We start from the raw sequence: 16979 nt of genomic DNA, 5'->3' as shown, positions 1-16979 counted from the left end.
AGAAGCCGCAATGCGGCGACGAAGCAATCCAAATTATTTATTGTGCTATAAGTTTTCTTGGATTGCTTCGTCGCCACTAAAGTGGCTCCTCGCAATGACGTTCTTATTTGTACCATAAATAAAACTGCTTTCACTATATATAAACTTAAAGAGCATTCTTTCTGTTTACACCTGTTATATAATGATATAAAGAAGAAAATATTAATATCTTCACTAAACCAGTTGGTATAAATACTATAAACCCACTATAAATAGCTTGTTTAATTCCTATAATTGTTGCCAACCAGCTAACTCCCAAAAAGTAAATTATAACGTGACCAATAAGACAGCTAAAAAACCCTGCTAAAAATCTCTTAGTAAATTTTTCAGACAACCTACTTTTAAGTATACTCATCACAGGGGTTGCAATTAAATATCCTATCAGGTAACCACCTGTTGTACCAAGAAGAAAATATAAACCACTGGATAATTTTGTAAACATTGGCAGTCCTACTATTCCGGCTGTAAGATAAGTTAAAACTGTAGCAAAACTCAGTTGTGGGCTATAAGTAAAAGCAATAATACTAAGTACCACAGTTTGCATAGATACTGGTACTGGCTGGGTAGGAATAATAATCTGAGCTCCAGCAAAGAGAGCTATTACTCCCATCATCACTTTAATAACAACTACAGCATGCTTATTAGCTATAAAATTTGCTAGAGTTTTCTTATTCGTAACTGTCATAAATTTCCTCCTCATTAAATTTATTATTAGGAATATGTAAATTGAGCAATTTCAATTTACGATGTAAAGCCGAACGTTCCATACCTACAAAGGATGAGGTCTTAGAAATATTATTATTAAACCTATACATTTGAGCAGCTAAATATTGCCTTTCAAAAATCTCTCTTGCCTCTCGAAGTGGCATGGTCATCATATCAACATTATCTTCCTGCTTTGCAGAACTAGCACTATTAACTAGAATTTCTGGTGGTATCATAGATGGTTTTATTACTTCATTATTATTTGAAGATAGTGGATTCATAATTAAAGTCCATTCTATCACATTGCGTAATTGCCTTATATTACTTGGCCAATTATAAACTTGCAGAGCTGCAATAGTTTCATCAGAAAATTCACGTGCTTTTAAACCAGAAAACTTAGCAAGTTGCTTAACAAAATATTTGACTAATACAGACATGTCATCTTTTCTATCATATAAAGATGGTATTTTTAAGGAAATAACATTTAGGCGATGATATAAATCTTCCAATAGTTCACCTTTACTTATTTCTTCTTGTATAACCTTAGAAGTTGCAGCAATAATCCTTATATCTAATTTTATTGCTTTGCTTCCCCCTACCTTATGAAACATTTGATCTTGCACAAATTTAAGCAATTTTACTTGTACCGAAACTGGCAAACCACTAATTTCATCTATGTATAAAGTACCATTATTTACTATTTCTAATATCGAAGGACGTATAACGCCTTGGTTCTCTATTCCTTCAAATAATTCTTGATGGATCCGGTCAGGATTCATGCATACTGGACTAAAGATTACGAAAGGAGCATTAGCCCTTTTTGATTTTTTATGAATTAACCGAGCAGCTAGTTCTTTACCACTACCAATCTTACCTTGAATCAATACTCTACTAGTAGCTAAAGCAGCTTTTTCAATATCAGACTTAAGCTTAGTTGTAATGTGAGAGTTACCTATAAGCTCAGTTTTATCAATAACCTTTGATTTCAGATCAAGATTTTCACGCTTTAACTTAGCTGCTTCACAGGCTCTTTTTAATAAAATTACTAACTTATCATGACTAAATGGCTTTTCTAGATAGTCATATGCACCCATTTTGATAGCGTTTACGGCAGTTTCAATAGTACCATGTCCACTAATAACTATCACAGGCATTAGTGGATAGCGTTTTTTTACTATTTCCAAAATCCCAAGCCCATCAAGTTCGCTACCCTGAAGCCAAATATCTAGAATAATTGCCGAGGGGGTTCTTTCTTGGAGTATTTTAAAAGTTTGAATACTATTAGCAGCAGTCTTGGTAGTAAATCCTTCTTCTTTTAAAATATCTGAGACTAAATCTCTAATATCTGCTTCATCATCAACAACAAGAACATCTATAGACATTGATTTTTCCTAAAACTAATTATTGAAATTATACGTTAATAGCTTACATAAAAGAAATCAACTAATTTTTATAACATTTTTACCACATAATCAAAATTATACATATTAAGCCCACACCAAGGCACGCCAATTCTAGATAAGACGATACTATTTAAGAACTCGTTTTATAAGAGGAACAGTAATAGCTCGCTTATGAACTAATGCAAAATGCGTTATTACCCCTAATAATTTTATCATTTGATCAAATTGCCTCGGCAAATTAATTAATAAATATTCAATTACACAGTCAGATACATTAAGCGATTGATCAGAAAAATACTTAAAGATTAACTTGGTCATTAATTCATCATCAGGCTGGTTTATTTCTAATCTTACAACAGCATTAATTCTTGAGGATAAATCCTGTAACGCAAAATTACTAGCTAAACTTCCTGTAGTCATCAACAAATATTTACGACACTCACTTATTAAATTAAAACAATGGAGAACTTTCCTTTCATTCCAAAATTCTATATCTTCCATAATAAAAGCATTATACTGCATTATATCTTCTGCACTAAGTATATCTAAATCTTTTTTTATAAAAAATGCATTCGACAAATTTTGCCATATTTTACTAAGATAGGTCTTACCAGAGGATGGTGGTCCGTAAATCAAAACTGTAAACTCATACGGTTTACTTCCCCAAGATACAGACCAGTTTTTGATTGAATTGTACGCGACTTGATTAGAAAGTGAATTAATAAAATTATCTAGAGCATATAGATCATTACTAAATAATGGTAATATATATTGTTGGGAGTTTGGCATAATTAATAGACTTCCTGCATAATTCTACTTTTGCTGGTAATTTGTGCGTCGATCCGGTACTCGAATCCTCACGTACATTTGAGTACGCTGCGGGTCGAGGTTCCGTGTCTCCTACAAATTCCTCAGCAAAAGCGAATTCTGCAGGAAATCTAATGTTTAAGTCTTATAAAACTTACTGGATTTATAAAAATCGATAGCGGCTAAAAACAAAACTTTTATTATACTAGCAATTGGCACAGCAAAAAATATACCAATAAAGCCAAATAGGTTACCCAGTGCTAGAACCGCAAATATTATCCAAAGAGGATGTAATCCTATCTTATCACCTATGATTTTCGGTGATAAAATATACCCCTCAACTATTAGACCAATCAAATAGATAATTATTATATAAAATAATTTATTGACCATACCAAAAGCAAAATAACTAATAATCATGGTAAGAGAAAAGGATATAAAAACTCCAACGAATGGTATAATTATTGAGAAACCAGATAAAATCCCTAATAATACACCTAGATCTACGCCAAGAATCGATAAAGAGATTCCATAGTAAACTGATAATAACAAACAAACATTTAGTTGCCCTCTTATATAAGCAGATAAGGAACAATTAATTGCTGATAATATTTCTTGAATTTTCTTTTTACCTTTTAAAGGTAGCAAGAGGTCTATATTCTTTGCCATTGTTAGCCAATCCCGTAAAAAATAAAACAATATAAGCGGTATTAATAAAATTAACATAAATAAATTGATTGTTATCTTTGTCACATGCCAAATATTATTAGCAAGACCTGTGATAAACAAAAATATGCCATTAACAAAATTACTAATAGAATCTTTTATCTTATCGGCAATATTTGGATCTATTGAATAAACTTTTGCCGTAATAACCGGTATTAATTCAGTTTGTAAGTAATCTTTATAAGCAGGAATCTTACTAATAAGTAGAGTTGTTTGTTGATATATGATAGGCAACACTACCACAACCACTATAGTAAAAATACTGAAAAACAGCAAAGAAATTACAGAAACTATTATAGTTCTAGATAGTTTATATCGTAATGAGAAATTATCAATTATAGGATGTAATATATATGATATTACCCCAGCTATAAGAAATGGCATCAATATATCAGAGATTAAAGTCAAAGTTACTATAACAGTCCCAATAACAATAACCCAAAAAATAACTTTATCCAAGATGATTCCTCTTCTTTTATAAATTATCCCAAAGTACGCGAATTCGGGATAAGAATTTGTCAATTCTTATTCTAAATTCGGTGAAATTATAGACAACAACGCTTCGCAATGACATATACGTCTATAAAACGTCTATTAGCGAGGAGACCGTAGGTCGACGAAGCAATCCAGTAACATCATTTATCTATTAGATTGTTTCTTGGATTGCTTCGCTTACGCTCGCAATGACGCTGTGGTATAGGTATTTGTAAACTTTCAACAGTTGTGGGATGACACCCTAGGCTATTAAACCGATGTCTTACATCAAACTGAGGTTGATTTACGCTGGCAATATCTTAGATAGAAACCTTCATATTTTTTTCGATACTTGCACTATAGCAGGTCTAATTAACCTATCTTTTATCTTGTAGCCTGATTGCATAATACCTATAATACTATCTTGATCATATTCATTTGATACTACTTGTGAAATCGCATGATGTATATTGTAATCAAACTTTTCTCCTAATAATGGTTCTATTGATTCTAAACCGTGCTTTTTTAGTATGCTAGTCAACTCATTTTTAGTCATTTCTACCCCGGTAATAATACTAGCTAGATCACCTTCCGTATTTTGTGGTTTATGCTCCAAAGCTCTAGAAAGATTATCATTAACACTGAGCAGATCTTTAGCAAAAGAAAAAATGGCATAGTCTTTTGCTTCTTCAATTAATTTTTCTAAACGTTTCCTAGTATTGTCAGATTCAGCTATTGTCCTTAACAGTTTATCCTGTAAAATTTCAATTTGACTTTTCAAGCTAGCAATCTCTTGCAAACTATTTTGCAAAATCAGGGTATCTGTAGTATCTTCCTCTATTTCATTTACTAGCTGAGCATCATTATCAACTTTAATTTCTTGGTTATCATTATTCTTCTCCTGTTGTTTTTCCATATTTACAGCCTTTTTTCTTGCAAAAATCTATTTTCTTAACATATAGTGTAAATCTTTGTATTTTCAAGTCAATTTTAATTAAGTAATAATCTATGAGAGCTTTTAATAGAAAGAATAATCAATTACGCAATATTTCAATTGAACCATCAGTTTTACTTAATGCTGGTGGTTCGTGCCTTATTAAGTGTGGCAATACCCATGTAATATGTAGTGCAACCTATGAGGCAAGTTTACCGCCATTTCTACGCGGGCAAAATCAGGGCTGGATAACTGCCGAATATGGTATGTTACCAAATTCAACCCACCAGCGTATAAAGCGTGAATCGACGCAAGGAAAGCAGTCAGGTAGGACGCAAGAAATTCAAAGATTAATTGGTAGATCGATGCGTGCCGCAATTGATCTAAAAGCCTTAGGAGAAAAACAAATTATCATTGATTGTGATGTAATTAATGCCGATGGTGGAACTAGAACAGCGGCAATTACTGGTAGCTATATTGCACTTCATTTAGCGATTAGATCGTTAATTGCTAGAAAAATACTTAAAACTAATCCTTTAATTAGCCAAGTAGCCGCTATTTCATGCGGTATATATAAAGGGCAGCCCATAGTCGATCTTGATTATTTAGAGGATAGTAACGCGGAAGTAGATGCCAATTTTGTTTTCTCAGGCAATGGAAATATAATAGAAATTCAAAGCACAGCAGAAAAAAAACCCTTTTCCGAAGAGCAATTTTATGATATGCTAAAATTGGCGAGGTCTGCCGCCTCTGATCTATTCAAGTTACAAAACCAAATATTATTAAATAGCTCAATTTAATATTTTTACATGGAATGTTTATGACTATATTTACTGCATATTCAGAATTAAGTATTGAAGATTTACAAGTCTTTTAGTTGATCGTGTTTTGGGTCTTGATATAGATCCAGCAGACAGTAAAGAAAAACTTATAGATAATATAATCAAAACACCTGAAGATTCTATAGATCCAAAGGGTAGCCTTGAAAAAGCTGGTGTAATAATAGATATAATGGAAAAAGTTGTATTGCAGCATGCGGGTGATTTTCTAAAAGGAGCTCATATAATGGTTGAAGACAATGGAGATATGTATGATACCTTAAAAGATTTGGGATTAGTTAGAGAACGAATCTCTTCACATCATAGAGGTAACAAAGCTGAGTCAGATGCATCAGTACAAGCTGGAGAAATATTTAGGGAATTTCTAGTTGGAAAAACGAAAGACGGGAAAACATGGTTTCAATTAGAAGCTCATTCTATAGGGGGGCTTAGCAATTTTGTAAAACATATGATAGATTACGTGACTTATGTATTAACCGGCAAAAATGTTGGACAATACGGCCTTTCAGAACACGTAGACAGCAAACCTATTACACTTAATACTAAAGAAGTTAAGGAAAAAACACAAAATAACACTCCTATTGCAACGTCTAAATTTGTACAAAGAATAGAAGATACAAAGAAAACAACTCAACATATTGGACGTTAATATCATCGTTCGTAGTTAATACTATAGTACCCTACATTTTTTGTATAACCTAGTGAAAAGTGAGGCGTAATACTGCATAAAGATTGCCACGTCGCTGCTGTTGCAGCTCCTCGCAATGACGATTGTGGTGTCTATAGGTGCATCGCGATGACGATTACACAAAAAATGTAGGGTACTATGTTTAGCCTTGCTTAGCTTTAAATCTTTTTATTTTCTTGTTTATTACAAGGATTTTACCTTTTCTTTTTACAACCTGACAATCTTTATCTCTTTTCTTTAAAGATTTTAACGAGCTTACAACTTTCATATAAAACTATCCTTGGTATTACTTGCAAAAACCTAAAAAGTGATAAATCAACCTTAAAACTTTCGCTAGCTTAAGTTTAAAAAAGCAATAATAATATTTTTTATCAATTCAGTCAACCTAAAAACTTCTTTAGAGTAATTTAAAAGTCGCATCCTAAAATTGTAAAAAACTCAAATAATTCTTGAGTAAGTATAAATTCAACATCACAAACGTCATTGCGAGCATAGCGAAGCAATCTAGAAAAATAATCTATAAACAAACCACGTTATGGATATCATACTTTTAACTTACAATTGCTTCGTCGGCTTTAGGAAGCCTTCTCGCAATGACATCTGCAGTTGTGTTTACATGATTTTCAACCTTAAAGTGTGATTTTTAAACTGCCTTAGCATAGATGTAGAGAAATCTAGCTTGTATAAAAAAAATTATTACTATATTCTAACTTTTTTCCAATATTAATTTTATGTTAACTCCTTTAAAATTATTCGTTATTTGGTTGTTTGGTCTAACTAGCGGATTTACCTTAATGATTACATGTAATACCTTAAACTATTGGCTTGCCAAAGAAAATATTGACTTACAATCTATTGGTATGTTTGCTATTATCTCAATACCTTATTCTATCAGTTTTTTATGGGCTCCTATTTTTGATACGATACAGTTAGGTTGGTTAAGTAAACTACTTGGTCACAGATTATCTTGGATTTGTCTGATCCAGATTTTGTTGGCATTTGCTATTTTTCTTTTAAGTACCATGAATCCTCACCACAGTCTAATATTGTTTGCATTAGTAGGTTTGATAATATCATTTTTAAGTTCAGCTAAAGATAGTATACTAGGGGCTTTCAGAACCGAAATTATTGCAAAAGAATCTCAAGGAGCAGCTTCTGGAATTTATATTTTTGGTTGGCGTATCGGTATGCTAATTTCAAGTTCCGGAGCTATCTATCTATCAAGCTATTTAGGATGGAATAATATATATAAAATTTTTGCCATTTCTGTACTTGTTTGTTCTGCTATTTTAGTTGTGAGCATCTTGCGGTTAAAACACGACTTAGCCTCAAAAACTTATCCAAATCATAAAATAAATATTTCAAACTTTGTACAAAATATCTTAAGACCTGTAGGGTCTTTCTCCTTAGTCTTTTTAATAATAATTTTCCTTATTTTATATAGATTACCAGATGATTTTATTACTATGATGATGAACCCCTTCTTAATACATCTTGGTTATAACGAATTTGAAATAGCTAGTGCAGGGAAATTTTTTGGCATAATATCTACAATAATTGGCGGACTAATAGCCAGCTTAGTGATGAAAAAAAAGAATATCTTAGATAGCCTGCTGATATTTGGCGTAATTCATGCAATTGCACACACCTTATTAATTGTGCATGAGATTTATGGCAAGAATTTACCATTATTCTTTATTACCGCAGCCTGTGAAGGTATAACTTGTGGGATGGCTATGACAGCTTACATTGCTTTTATAGCTTCAATATGCACAGGCAAATTTCGTGCCACTCAATATTCATTTTTCTCTTCTATGATGGGATTTTCAAGATCGATTTTTCCAGCTCTTTCAGGATATATTGTCGTACAATTCGGATGGAAAAGCTTTTTTACATTTATTATTATAATCACAATTCCTTCTCTACTTCTGCTACTAAAAATCAGTTCATTACTAAAAGCAAAAATGAAGTATTAAATGTAACCATGAGTTCTATCACGTTGTTGGTGTCGGGATAATGTCTTCCTGACTTCCGCAGATTTTTTGATATTAGTTGTTATAAGTGGCATTAGTAAGGAGGTGAAGTGGTATTCTCGCTCTGTTGTGCCTAGTAGATATTTTGTTATTGACTTTAACTGCGATGTTGTTTATTATTTAATTAATTGAATATAGCCCCATATTTTATAGCCCTAATATGTACATACGTCGTAAAAAAAGTCCTAATAGTCCAAGGCAATCTATCCAAATAGTAGAAGGTTATCGTGATAGTAAAGGTAACGTCAAACAGCGTATAGTACGTCATTTAGGAGTCTTCGTAGATGAAGTAGAAGAAGCTAAATTAGTTGCCCTAGCACAAGATTTGATTGCCAAGATTAAAGCTGAGAGAGAAGCTGCAACTGGGCAGGGGAATTTGTTTACTGATGATACTAACAAGGTTAAAAGAGGTCGTCCAACTAACAAGCAGTTAAAAGATATTCTACCTGTTAATGAAGTAAAACTAAATGAGGTTGTAGAAGTCAAGCGAGTTGTTGAAGGAGTGCATCAAATAGGGGGGCATGTTTATGATCAAATGCATTTTAACCAGTTACTAGCAAGGAAACGTGACGCTGGGATGCTGAAGGATTTAGTGTTAGCCCGTATGGTAAGACCAAATAGTAAAAAAGGGATAGTTGAGTATTTAAGCGATCAATTTGACCAGCATCATGATCTAGATGCTACTTATTGGATGATGGACAAATTACATGAGCAAATACCTAAAATTAAAGAATTATGCTTTAAAAACACCCTAACCCTGATTCCTAATAAAGAGATTAGCCTAGTATTTTTTGATGTTACTACACTATACTTTGAATCAGTAGAAATAGATGAGCTAAGAGCCTTTGGCTATAGTAAAGATCATCGCTTTAATACTACCCAACTAGTTCTTGCCCTAGCAACTAATGAGGATGGATTACCACTTGGCTATGAGCTGTTTAGTGGTAATACCGCAGAAGTTAGCACCTTAATTAAATCAATTAACAGCTGGCAAGCGTATCTTAAAGTTAAAGATGTCTGTTTTATTGCTGATCGTGCAATGTTTAGTAAAGCTAACTTGCAAGCTCTCGATGAAGGTGGTTATCGTTATATTGTGGCAGCAAAGCTTAAAACACTCAAGAAAGAAAAGAAAGAAGAAATATTATCAGAGGAAAACTATAAGCCTACTGTTATAGGCAATGATCTTACTTGGATTGCCGATCTAGAGCATGATGGTAAACGTCTAATTACCAGTTATAAATCTAAAAGGGCTATTAATGATGCACAGGAGCGACAAAAAATTTTAGATAAAATTAATAAGACTATTGGTGAGTCTGGTAGTACTAAAAAACTTATATCTAATAGTGGAGTAAAAAAATATACTTCTAGTGAAAATGGCAAGAGCTATATTGACGCAGAGAAGATAGAGCAGGATGCGTTGTGGGATGGCATGCATGGGGTAATCACCAATGACCAGACTATAACTCCACATGAAGCAATAGCAAAATATGCTAGATTATGGGTAATTGAAGAGCAATTTAGAATCAATAAACATAATTTACAAATGCGTCCAATTTTTCACTGGACTAAACAAAGGATAGAAGCACACATAGCTGTGTGTTATATGAGTTTTGCAGTGCTTAAAACTATAGAATACAAGGTTGCTCTGACCCAAAAGATCAGTGTCACTAACATCGTTGAATTATTAATATCAGTACAGGCTTCAATCTCAAGACATACAAAGACTGGTGATCTTTATAGACTACCAAGTGCAATAAAAAACGAAGCTAGAAAAATCTATAAAACCTTTAACATCAAACGTTCAGACCATGCTGCAATATATTTAAAATAACAAAATAATGTTGTGCCTAAAATTTAAAAACCCCAGCACTATGACCCTTCTAAGCTTATGCCTTATTAAAAAATGCGGAAGTCGGGGGATTTTCAAGATCGATTTTTCCAGCTCTTTCAGGATATATTGTCGTACAATTCGGATGGAAAAGCTTTTTTACATTTATTATTATAATCACAATTCCTTCTCTACTTCTGCTACTAAAAATCAGTTCATTACTAAAAGCAAAAATGAAGTATTAAATGTAACCATGAGTTCTATCACGTTGTTGGTGTCGGGATAATGTCTTTTGTGTTTTTGATACTACTGTTTCTGTTTCAGGTGGAGTGTTGTTCACATGACGTTTTAAGCTACTCTGAATCTGCGTTAATTCACCTATAGAGTCGTTTGCCTTAGGGAGAATAATAGCTTGTGACATATTTATATTATATTCTTTATTTTTTGCTACTTCTTGTACCATTGCTTCATATTGACATTTGGTTACAGGGATAGTGTAGATATTATTCCCTCTTTGTATATATCCTATAGCATCTTTACCATCCCCAGCAAACTTTAGTGATAATGGGTTGGTTATTTCCACTAGTTTTCCTTGCTCGTTATAGTGAGTAGTAAAATAAAGTGCTTTCGAGCTTGCAATATTTTCACCTTTCTCGTTTTGTACCGGAAACGAAAGATGGACAGTTGTATTAGATGGCTTGATTGTTAATGGTAGATTAATATTTCGATAATTACTAATCTCTCTCTCTGTTACGCCATCTTCTAACATTACTTTCGTAGAGGTCTTTATATTATTTTCTATTAATTTAAATAATTCTTCATCTTTGACTTTAATAACCCTTGACCTAGTAGAGGTTGTGTTTGTTACTGTTTCTTGTTCGTTCCAAGTTAAAGGTTTAAAATGATTAGCCTGAAGGACTTTAGCATAACTTTGTACTTCATCATGCATGGCTTGTGCTATATTTGCTTTTACATTGGGGGCATCCCAAGCCTTTTGTATTAATTCGTTGTTATTTTCTACAAACTCTTTAAACTCCTGAGAATTAGTAGCAAGCCCTGCAACTGCAACTCCTTTATCCGTCTTAATATTTGCTTCAGCAAGGACTTTTTGTAATATTGCCTGTTGTTTGGCAATAATTTCTTGTCTAAAGGCTAATGTTATAGAATCCACTTTGGAGGTTGAGGATTGAACATTAGTGGTTGTTGTTTTGCTAGTATGCATAACGTCTAGTGCTTTTCTAGAACTTTGCATAGATGGTTCGAGATCGCTTATTTTTTTGGTCAGTAGCTGTTTTTCTTCTTGTAATATTTTTGCTATTTCTTTAATTAATAATATTTCTCGGGCTTTATAGCCTAAAATATACTCTATTTTAGTTTCTTTTCTTAATTTTAATTTTTTGGTTTGGTTGATTATATTGTTAAAATAATCGGGATGTTCTTGGACTAATTCTCGTAATTTTGGTGTGTTAATTTTTCCTTTTGTTACTAAAAGACCCAATTTAATTTGCAATCCATACTCTTTTAATGATTGTTGTCTTTTTTGCATAGTTTCCTTAAAGGCATCTTTAATATCGGCAACCTTTATGTTTTCTAGGGGGATATTCTTAAATTTTTGACTCATTGCCATTTTTGCCCAATTTGCTAGTGCTTTGTCACTATAATATTTTGATAATTCTGCAAAACTGTCATCGATAGTCTTATTTAAATCGACTTGTGCAGTATCAAGTAAACCTTTTACAAATGAATCATTATGACTTAATTTACTTGGGAATTCCCTAAAATGGTTAGTTGGGCCTAGTAATGGTAGATGTCTAGACCAAGAATATGGATGTATGTTATCCTCTAATTTGTCAAGACTTCCAGCAAAATCTATACGAACTAGTTTGGGAGGAATGGTAGAATCTTCTGGGTATCTTATAACTCCTATGTTACCTGTATGAATATCAAAGTCACCTATTAATAAGCTAGTTGGAGCTATTTTATCAAAAGAACTATAATGAAGTTCTTCAAAAGCTTTGCTTAAAGTATTAGATAATAATTCTCTTGTCCCCATGAAAATCGGTCTTCCCCCATCTTTTCGAAGCCAACCACTTGGTTTAGTTTTCGTAGACATGTGTTCATCCATATCTACATACATGTCACCACTATAATTCTTAAAAAATTCAGACCGTACATATACCTCAGAGCCATCACTTTGAAGGCCTCCTTCCTGATGTACTTTTTCGGTAAGATGATCAGGTACAGTGAGAGAGACTTTAGCTCCATAATTTGGATTTGTTGCTTGAAAAATTTGCGAGCCCAAAAACTCTGATATATTTTTTCGAGAATCCCCTTCGCTTTTAATCATGGATAGAAGGTCATCGGAACTTTTGTATATGCCTCCTAATTCTCCACCATCATTAGCTCCAAGTGATTTCTTTGCCAAGTATTTCCAGCCGATAAATTGTGATATCAATGGTACTGCCATATTATCCTCTTGGATTTTTTTTACCGTTAGTTCGATATAAAAATATTTATTTTGATATCGAACTAATGGTTATATTGATTATACACTCAAATAATTTCAAGAAAGTTTAAAAAATTTCGTAATTCTTGTCGAGCAGCTACGTGAGATATACTAAGTGTTTTGCCATGATTAGCTGTTGTTAAGTCGAGTAATGTTAACCCTTGTAAAAATAATTCCCGAAAAATTACTCTTTCACTAAAGCCTGGGGCAATTTTAAAGCTAATTCTTTTTGCTAATTGTTCAAGAGAAGTAGCAACATTCCTTTTGTTTACTGCATCTAAGTTACTTAATCTATTACGCATTACAATCCAATTAATTGTTTCGCCATTACGGTTAGCCTTCTGCATTTTTTGTTCCCAAACCATTTGGCTATAGATTGACGGAGTAATAATTGACAAATTGTTAGCATTAACTTTACCTAGTACATCAAAATCAAGGAAACTATCATTAATTGGTGTAATTATAGTATCAGCATAAGAGTGAGCTAGTCTTGATAAAAAGGAGTAGCTTCCTGGTGTATCGATTACTACATAATCTGCTTTTTTTGCCTGTTCAAATATTTGTTCAAACCTAGTTTTTTCGTCCTTTTCTTTAAGTTTAATGACTTGTTCTTGACTTTCAGTTAAATGAACATGCTGAGGAATAGCAACCGTTTTATCCGGATTTTTTAGATTATAGTCAGCCCTATTCTTTAAATAATTTGTTAAAGAACCCTGACGTGCATCAGTATCAATACTAGCTACCGTATGACCATTATAAAGTAAGGCAGTAATAAGATGCATGGAGCAGGTAGTTTTACCCGCTCCACCTTTTTCATTACCAATTACAAATATGCGATTTGGTTGATTATTTTTCATAACTGTCTTGGATAAATTGGTTAAGAAGCCTTACGCCGTAACCTACTGCTCCTTTAGGACCAAGAGGATTACTTGTTTTATTATAGGCAACACCAGCAATATCAAGATGAGCCCAAGCTACATTTTCCTTAATAAAATGTCCGATGAACTGAGCTGCTGTAGAGCTGCCAGCTGCTCCAGGGACGTTACCAATATTTGCAAGATCGGCAATGTCAGATTTAATCATTTCATCAAAATCTTTATGTAGAGGCATACGCCATAATTTCTCATTAACTTTATTACCAACCTCTATTAGTTTATCAGCTAGCTCATCATTATTGGAAAAGCATCCACCGTAAGTTTTGCCAAGAGCTACAACAATAGCTCCGGTAAGGGTAGCAAGATCAATTACACATTGAGGTTTGAACTTTTCTTGAGTATACCAAATTGCATCAGCCAAGACTAACCTGCCTTCTGCATCAGTATTATCCACCACTACTGTTTGTTTGGACATAGTGGTTACCACATCTCCTGGTCTTTGAGCGTTACCTGAAGGCATGTTTTCTACAAGACCGACTACGCCAACAACGTTAACTTTTGCTGTGCGGCTAGCCAAAGCCATGATTGCTCCAACTACTGCTGCTGAGCCAGCCATATCATATTTCATGTCTCCCATATTTGCTGCTGGTTTAAGTGAAATACCACCACTATCAAAAGTAACTCCTTTACCAACAAAAGCTACGGGAGGCGTATCATCATCCAAACCATTATACTGCATTACTACCAGTTTAGATTCATTCTGTGAACCTTGTCCAACACCAAGCAAAGCCCCCATACCAAGGTTTTTCATTTCTCTTTCACCGATAATGGTAATTTCAACTCCTAATGGTTCAAGATGCTCTAATATCTTTTCCGAGTAAGATAAAGGAGTTTTGATATTGGCTGGTTCATTAACTATATCTCTAGCAAAAAATACCGCTTTGGCTAATAATCTCTTATCATTAAATAATTCTTCTGCTTTAGAGTTGTTGTTTGTAGAAATTTCAAGAGATTCTACGACGAATTTTTCTATTTCGCTTTGTTTAGTTTTGTATTTATCAAATTTATATGAAGTAAGCAAACAGCCGCTAGCTATAAGCATCGCCACAACAGCTGGCTCATATTGTCCAATATGATGAGAGATTTTTATACCAATAGTTCTAATTTTACAGCAAGTACTACTGGATAAAATTTTTCCCCCGATCTCCTCAATACAAGAGGGCTTTAGTTTTGTTTCATCACCAATGCCAACTATAATTAAATATCTTATCTCTCCATCCTTACCGATAGAATTAACAATTTTAATTTGTCCAAATTTTCCAGCAAATACTAATTTATTCTGAATAGTTTTAGAAATTAAACCATGATGTTGTTGGTCAAGTAGCAATAACTCATTGTCTAATTTCAGTTGTTCGTTAATAAAAACTACAGTTGCTTGATTATTTGATAATTCTTTACTTATAAAGTTAATGTTATTGAGCATAAATTCCTATTTTTGAGAGGCTAATTTTATATATTCTTTTTGTAAGCGTAATAATCTGAATAATGGAAGTATATAAAAAACCCACTAATTAATAAAGTAATTCTTTAAGTCTTTAAATATTATATTCCAAAATTATCTCCCACTAAGTAGAAAAGTGATTAATTTCGATTATTTTTTTGTGCTAGAGTATATAAAAATAAATATTATAATTTATTTCTAGTTAATAAATTAATGTATAAGTTGCAACGTATTTTTATCAATAAACCCCGCAATTGTTGAAAGTTAAAAAATCGTCATCGTGCATAGGAGTCATTGCGAGGAGCTGTGCAAAGCACAGCGACGCGGCAATCTAGAATACGCGAAGCGTTACTCTATAAAACAGCTTCGCTGTTTACCTAGATCGCCACGGCGTCTGTCGACGCCTCGCGATGACGGTTTAGGGCTTACAAAGCTCATCGCGACTCATCTTCGAGATAAATATGAGCAGAAATTATGCTATAGAACGTGAGTATTATGCGACGAGTGGAGTGTAGAATTAAATTCTCGTTACTGACTACATTTTTTCACCTGTGGAATTTTATAATAAAGAAATACTGATAAAAGTGTACTTTAATGACAAGAGTTTTTATTTGAAACAAAACAATGGTAATACACATAAGAAGCATTATGTTGACTAATTTTTAGTATGTCAAGTAGAAAAGTGATGTTTACATGACTACAAACTTCATACCAAAACCACTGCGAACCTGATTCTTTAGACGTTTCAAGCACTTTTTCGTCTCGAAGATGAGTCGCGATGACGATTTTTTAATTTTCGACAGTTGTGGTTGATGACACCTAGGCTATTAAACCGATGTCTTACATCAAACTAATAAGGTTAATTAGTTTCTTTTAAATTAGTATTTAATTTTGTCTGAATATAATTTTACCTATAACCCTTAACCTAAAAATTTCTTTCTTGCTTTTCTACTTGGAAATAGTGTTTTCAGGAAAATAGTGTTATCATCTTCTTTTATATAAGGTACAGCATATATTTCAGTTAGTATCCTTACATATAGAATTTGCTGATCAGGATATTGTTCTTGATTATGATGTTTAGTTATATCTAATAGATTCCCATCTGCTATAGTTTGAATTATTTCTTCAAAACCTATTCCCCTTTCAAGCAACAATTTTGAATTCTTTTCATAATTATATCTGAATTTAATCAACTTAAACTACCTAATAACTACAATTTTGTGGCTTCTTTATGAATTAACATATTAATATATGTTTGATATGCTAACCCAAGTTTTGAAGCCTTAATTTTTATAGCTTCAATATCCTGCTCAGCTACTCTTATAGTAATAGGATACTTTCTCTTTAGGTGTGTTTTAGCTGCATTTTGAAATAGTTTAATATCATTTTGATTTTTAATACTAGGTTGTTTTTCAAAATTAATCTCTATCTCCTGCTCATATTTATCTAATTTGTAGCTCATAGTTTCATATATTTTATTTAATATAATAATAAATAGTACATACTATGTCAATACATTATACGCGAATTCGATAAGCGAACAATAGTGTACTGCTCGTAAATGAAGAGTTGGTAGACTATAGTATACTTCAAGAAGAGCTAGGCAGTAACAAAGTCGAGC

At 32.9% G+C, this 16979-nt stretch carries 16 protein-coding genes and 1 pseudogene; 5 read left to right on the top strand and 12 right to left on the bottom strand.

Annotation, left to right across the window (positions count from 1 at the left end; genetic code table 11):
* Window positions 1–145 precede the first annotated feature (145 nt).
* From ACFEL1_RS02400 to grpE, 5 genes are all read right to left on the bottom strand, one after another.
* Window positions 146–724, bottom strand: coding sequence for a biotin transporter BioY (locus ACFEL1_RS02400; protein ID WP_341761337.1), 579 nt, complete (start codon window positions 722–724; stop codon window positions 146–148).
* Window positions 708–2126, bottom strand: coding sequence for a sigma-54-dependent transcriptional regulator (locus ACFEL1_RS02395; RefSeq protein ID WP_375331354.1), 1419 nt, complete (start codon window positions 2124–2126; stop codon window positions 708–710). The genes ACFEL1_RS02400 and ACFEL1_RS02395 overlap by 17 nt, the downstream gene beginning before the upstream one ends.
* A gap of 147 nt (window positions 2127–2273) precedes the next feature.
* The gene (locus ACFEL1_RS02390; protein ID WP_375331353.1) at window positions 2274–2936 is read right to left on the bottom strand and encodes an HdaA/DnaA family protein; all 663 of its coding nucleotides are present in this window, start codon (window positions 2934–2936) and stop codon (window positions 2274–2276) included.
* Window positions 2937–3092: 156 nt separating this feature from the next.
* Window positions 3093–4142 carry an AI-2E family transporter gene (locus ACFEL1_RS02380; RefSeq protein ID WP_375331520.1) on the bottom strand — a complete coding sequence of 350 codons (1050 nt, stop codon included), beginning with the start codon at window positions 4140–4142 and terminating at the stop codon, window positions 3093–3095.
* A 346-nt stretch (window positions 4143–4488) separates the two neighbouring features.
* Entirely contained in the window at window positions 4489–5070 is a 582-nt protein-coding gene (grpE, locus tag ACFEL1_RS02375; RefSeq protein ID WP_375331352.1) for a nucleotide exchange factor GrpE, read from the bottom strand.
* Window positions 5071–5162: 92 nt separating this feature from the next.
* Here grpE and rph point away from each other — a divergent pair, with 92 nt between their 5' ends.
* On the top strand, window positions 5163–5888 hold the full coding sequence (gene rph / locus ACFEL1_RS02370) for a ribonuclease PH (RefSeq protein ID WP_375331351.1): 726 nt from the start codon (window positions 5163–5165) through the stop codon (window positions 5886–5888).
* Between the two features lie 88 nt (window positions 5889–5976).
* A complete protein-coding gene (locus ACFEL1_RS02365) occupies window positions 5977–6576 on the top strand; it encodes a hypothetical protein (protein WP_375331350.1) in 600 nt (199 codons plus the stop codon).
* Between the two features lie 181 nt (window positions 6577–6757).
* On the opposite strand, the gene ykgO is transcribed toward ACFEL1_RS02365, so the two are convergent.
* Entirely contained in the window at window positions 6758–6883 is a 126-nt protein-coding gene (ykgO, locus tag ACFEL1_RS02360; RefSeq protein WP_094648811.1) for a type B 50S ribosomal protein L36, read from the bottom strand.
* 463 nt (window positions 6884–7346) lie between these two features.
* Here ykgO and ACFEL1_RS02355 point away from each other — a divergent pair, with 463 nt between their 5' ends.
* The 3 genes and pseudogenes from ACFEL1_RS02355 to ACFEL1_RS02345 all read left to right on the top strand — a co-directional run.
* On the top strand, window positions 7347–8591 hold the full coding sequence (locus tag ACFEL1_RS02355; RefSeq protein WP_341762435.1) for an AmpG family muropeptide MFS transporter: 1245 nt from the start codon (window positions 7347–7349) through the stop codon (window positions 8589–8591).
* Between the two features lie 217 nt (window positions 8592–8808).
* Window positions 8809–10479 carry an IS1634 family transposase gene (locus ACFEL1_RS02350; protein WP_375331349.1) on the top strand — a complete coding sequence of 557 codons (1671 nt, stop codon included), beginning with the start codon at window positions 8809–8811 and terminating at the stop codon, window positions 10477–10479.
* 86 nt (window positions 10480–10565) lie between these two features.
* A pseudogene (locus tag ACFEL1_RS02345) lies at window positions 10566–10721 on the top strand (AmpG family muropeptide MFS transporter); the annotation flags it as partial.
* Here the strand turns inward: ACFEL1_RS02345 and ACFEL1_RS02340 are convergent.
* The 6 genes from ACFEL1_RS02340 to ACFEL1_RS02315 form a co-directional block, all read right to left on the bottom strand.
* Window positions 10718–12943, bottom strand: a complete 2226-nt coding sequence (locus tag ACFEL1_RS02340) for a Sca4 family protein (protein WP_375331348.1) — start codon at window positions 12941–12943, stop codon at window positions 10718–10720. The pseudogene ACFEL1_RS02345 and the gene ACFEL1_RS02340 sit on opposite strands and share 4 nt — an antisense overlap.
* Before the next feature lie 86 nt (window positions 12944–13029).
* Window positions 13030–13839: a division plane positioning ATPase MipZ gene (locus tag ACFEL1_RS02335; RefSeq protein WP_375331347.1), complete on the bottom strand. Its 810-nt coding sequence runs from the start codon at window positions 13837–13839 to the stop codon at window positions 13030–13032.
* Window positions 13829–15340 carry a leucyl aminopeptidase gene (locus tag ACFEL1_RS02330; protein WP_375331346.1) on the bottom strand — a complete coding sequence of 504 codons (1512 nt, stop codon included), beginning with the start codon at window positions 15338–15340 and terminating at the stop codon, window positions 13829–13831. The genes ACFEL1_RS02335 and ACFEL1_RS02330 overlap by 11 nt, the downstream gene beginning before the upstream one ends.
* A 609-nt stretch (window positions 15341–15949) precedes the next feature.
* Complete coding sequence (locus tag ACFEL1_RS02325) at window positions 15950–16111, bottom strand: hypothetical protein (protein ID WP_375330734.1); 162 nt, start codon at window positions 16109–16111, stop codon at window positions 15950–15952.
* Window positions 16112–16278: 167 nt separating this feature from the next.
* Window positions 16279–16551, bottom strand: a complete 273-nt coding sequence (locus tag ACFEL1_RS02320; protein ID WP_375331345.1) for a hypothetical protein — start codon at window positions 16549–16551, stop codon at window positions 16279–16281.
* A 17-nt stretch (window positions 16552–16568) separates the two neighbouring features.
* Window positions 16569–16820 carry a CopG family antitoxin gene (locus ACFEL1_RS02315; protein ID WP_341760806.1) on the bottom strand — a complete coding sequence of 84 codons (252 nt, stop codon included), beginning with the start codon at window positions 16818–16820 and terminating at the stop codon, window positions 16569–16571.
* Between the last annotated feature and the right edge of the window lie 159 nt (window positions 16821–16979).

It is taken from the genome of Candidatus Tisiphia endosymbiont of Oplodontha viridula, assembly GCF_964264865.1.
In the GTDB taxonomy this organism is placed as follows: Bacteria; Pseudomonadota; Alphaproteobacteria; order Rickettsiales; family Rickettsiaceae; genus Tisiphia.
The sequence above is the reverse complement of the archived record's forward strand: the minus strand, read 5'-3'. Positions and strand labels throughout refer to the sequence as shown.

What these genes read in the sequence shown, in the direction of transcription:
- ACFEL1_RS02350 (WP_375331349.1), top strand. Translation starts at nt 8,809, where the DNA reads ATGTACATACGTCGTAAAAAAAGTCCTAATAGTCCAAGGCAATCTATC.
- grpE (WP_375331352.1), bottom strand. Translation starts at nt 5,070, where the DNA reads ATGGAAAAACAACAGGAGAAGAATAATGATAACCAAGAAATTAAAGTT.
- ACFEL1_RS02330 (WP_375331346.1), bottom strand. Translation starts at nt 15,340, where the DNA reads ATGCTCAATAACATTAACTTTATAAGTAAAGAATTATCAAATAATCAA.
- ACFEL1_RS02355 (WP_341762435.1), top strand. Translation starts at nt 7,347, where the DNA reads ATGTTAACTCCTTTAAAATTATTCGTTATTTGGTTGTTTGGTCTAACT.
- ACFEL1_RS02390 (WP_375331353.1), bottom strand. Translation starts at nt 2,936, where the DNA reads ATGCCAAACTCCCAACAATATATATTACCATTATTTAGTAATGATCTA.
- ACFEL1_RS02400 (WP_341761337.1), bottom strand. Translation starts at nt 724, where the DNA reads ATGACAGTTACGAATAAGAAAACTCTAGCAAATTTTATAGCTAATAAG.
- ACFEL1_RS02340 (WP_375331348.1), bottom strand. Translation starts at nt 12,943, where the DNA reads ATGGCAGTACCATTGATATCACAATTTATCGGCTGGAAATACTTGGCA.
- ykgO (WP_094648811.1), bottom strand. Translation starts at nt 6,883, where the DNA reads ATGAAAGTTGTAAGCTCGTTAAAATCTTTAAAGAAAAGAGATAAAGAT.
- ACFEL1_RS02315 (WP_341760806.1), bottom strand. Translation starts at nt 16,820, where the DNA reads ATGAGCTACAAATTAGATAAATATGAGCAGGAGATAGAGATTAATTTT.
- ACFEL1_RS02335 (WP_375331347.1), bottom strand. Translation starts at nt 13,839, where the DNA reads ATGAAAAATAATCAACCAAATCGCATATTTGTAATTGGTAATGAAAAA.
- ACFEL1_RS02395 (WP_375331354.1), bottom strand. Translation starts at nt 2,126, where the DNA reads ATGTCTATAGATGTTCTTGTTGTTGATGATGAAGCAGATATTAGAGAT.
- rph (WP_375331351.1), top strand. Translation starts at nt 5,163, where the DNA reads ATGAGAGCTTTTAATAGAAAGAATAATCAATTACGCAATATTTCAATT.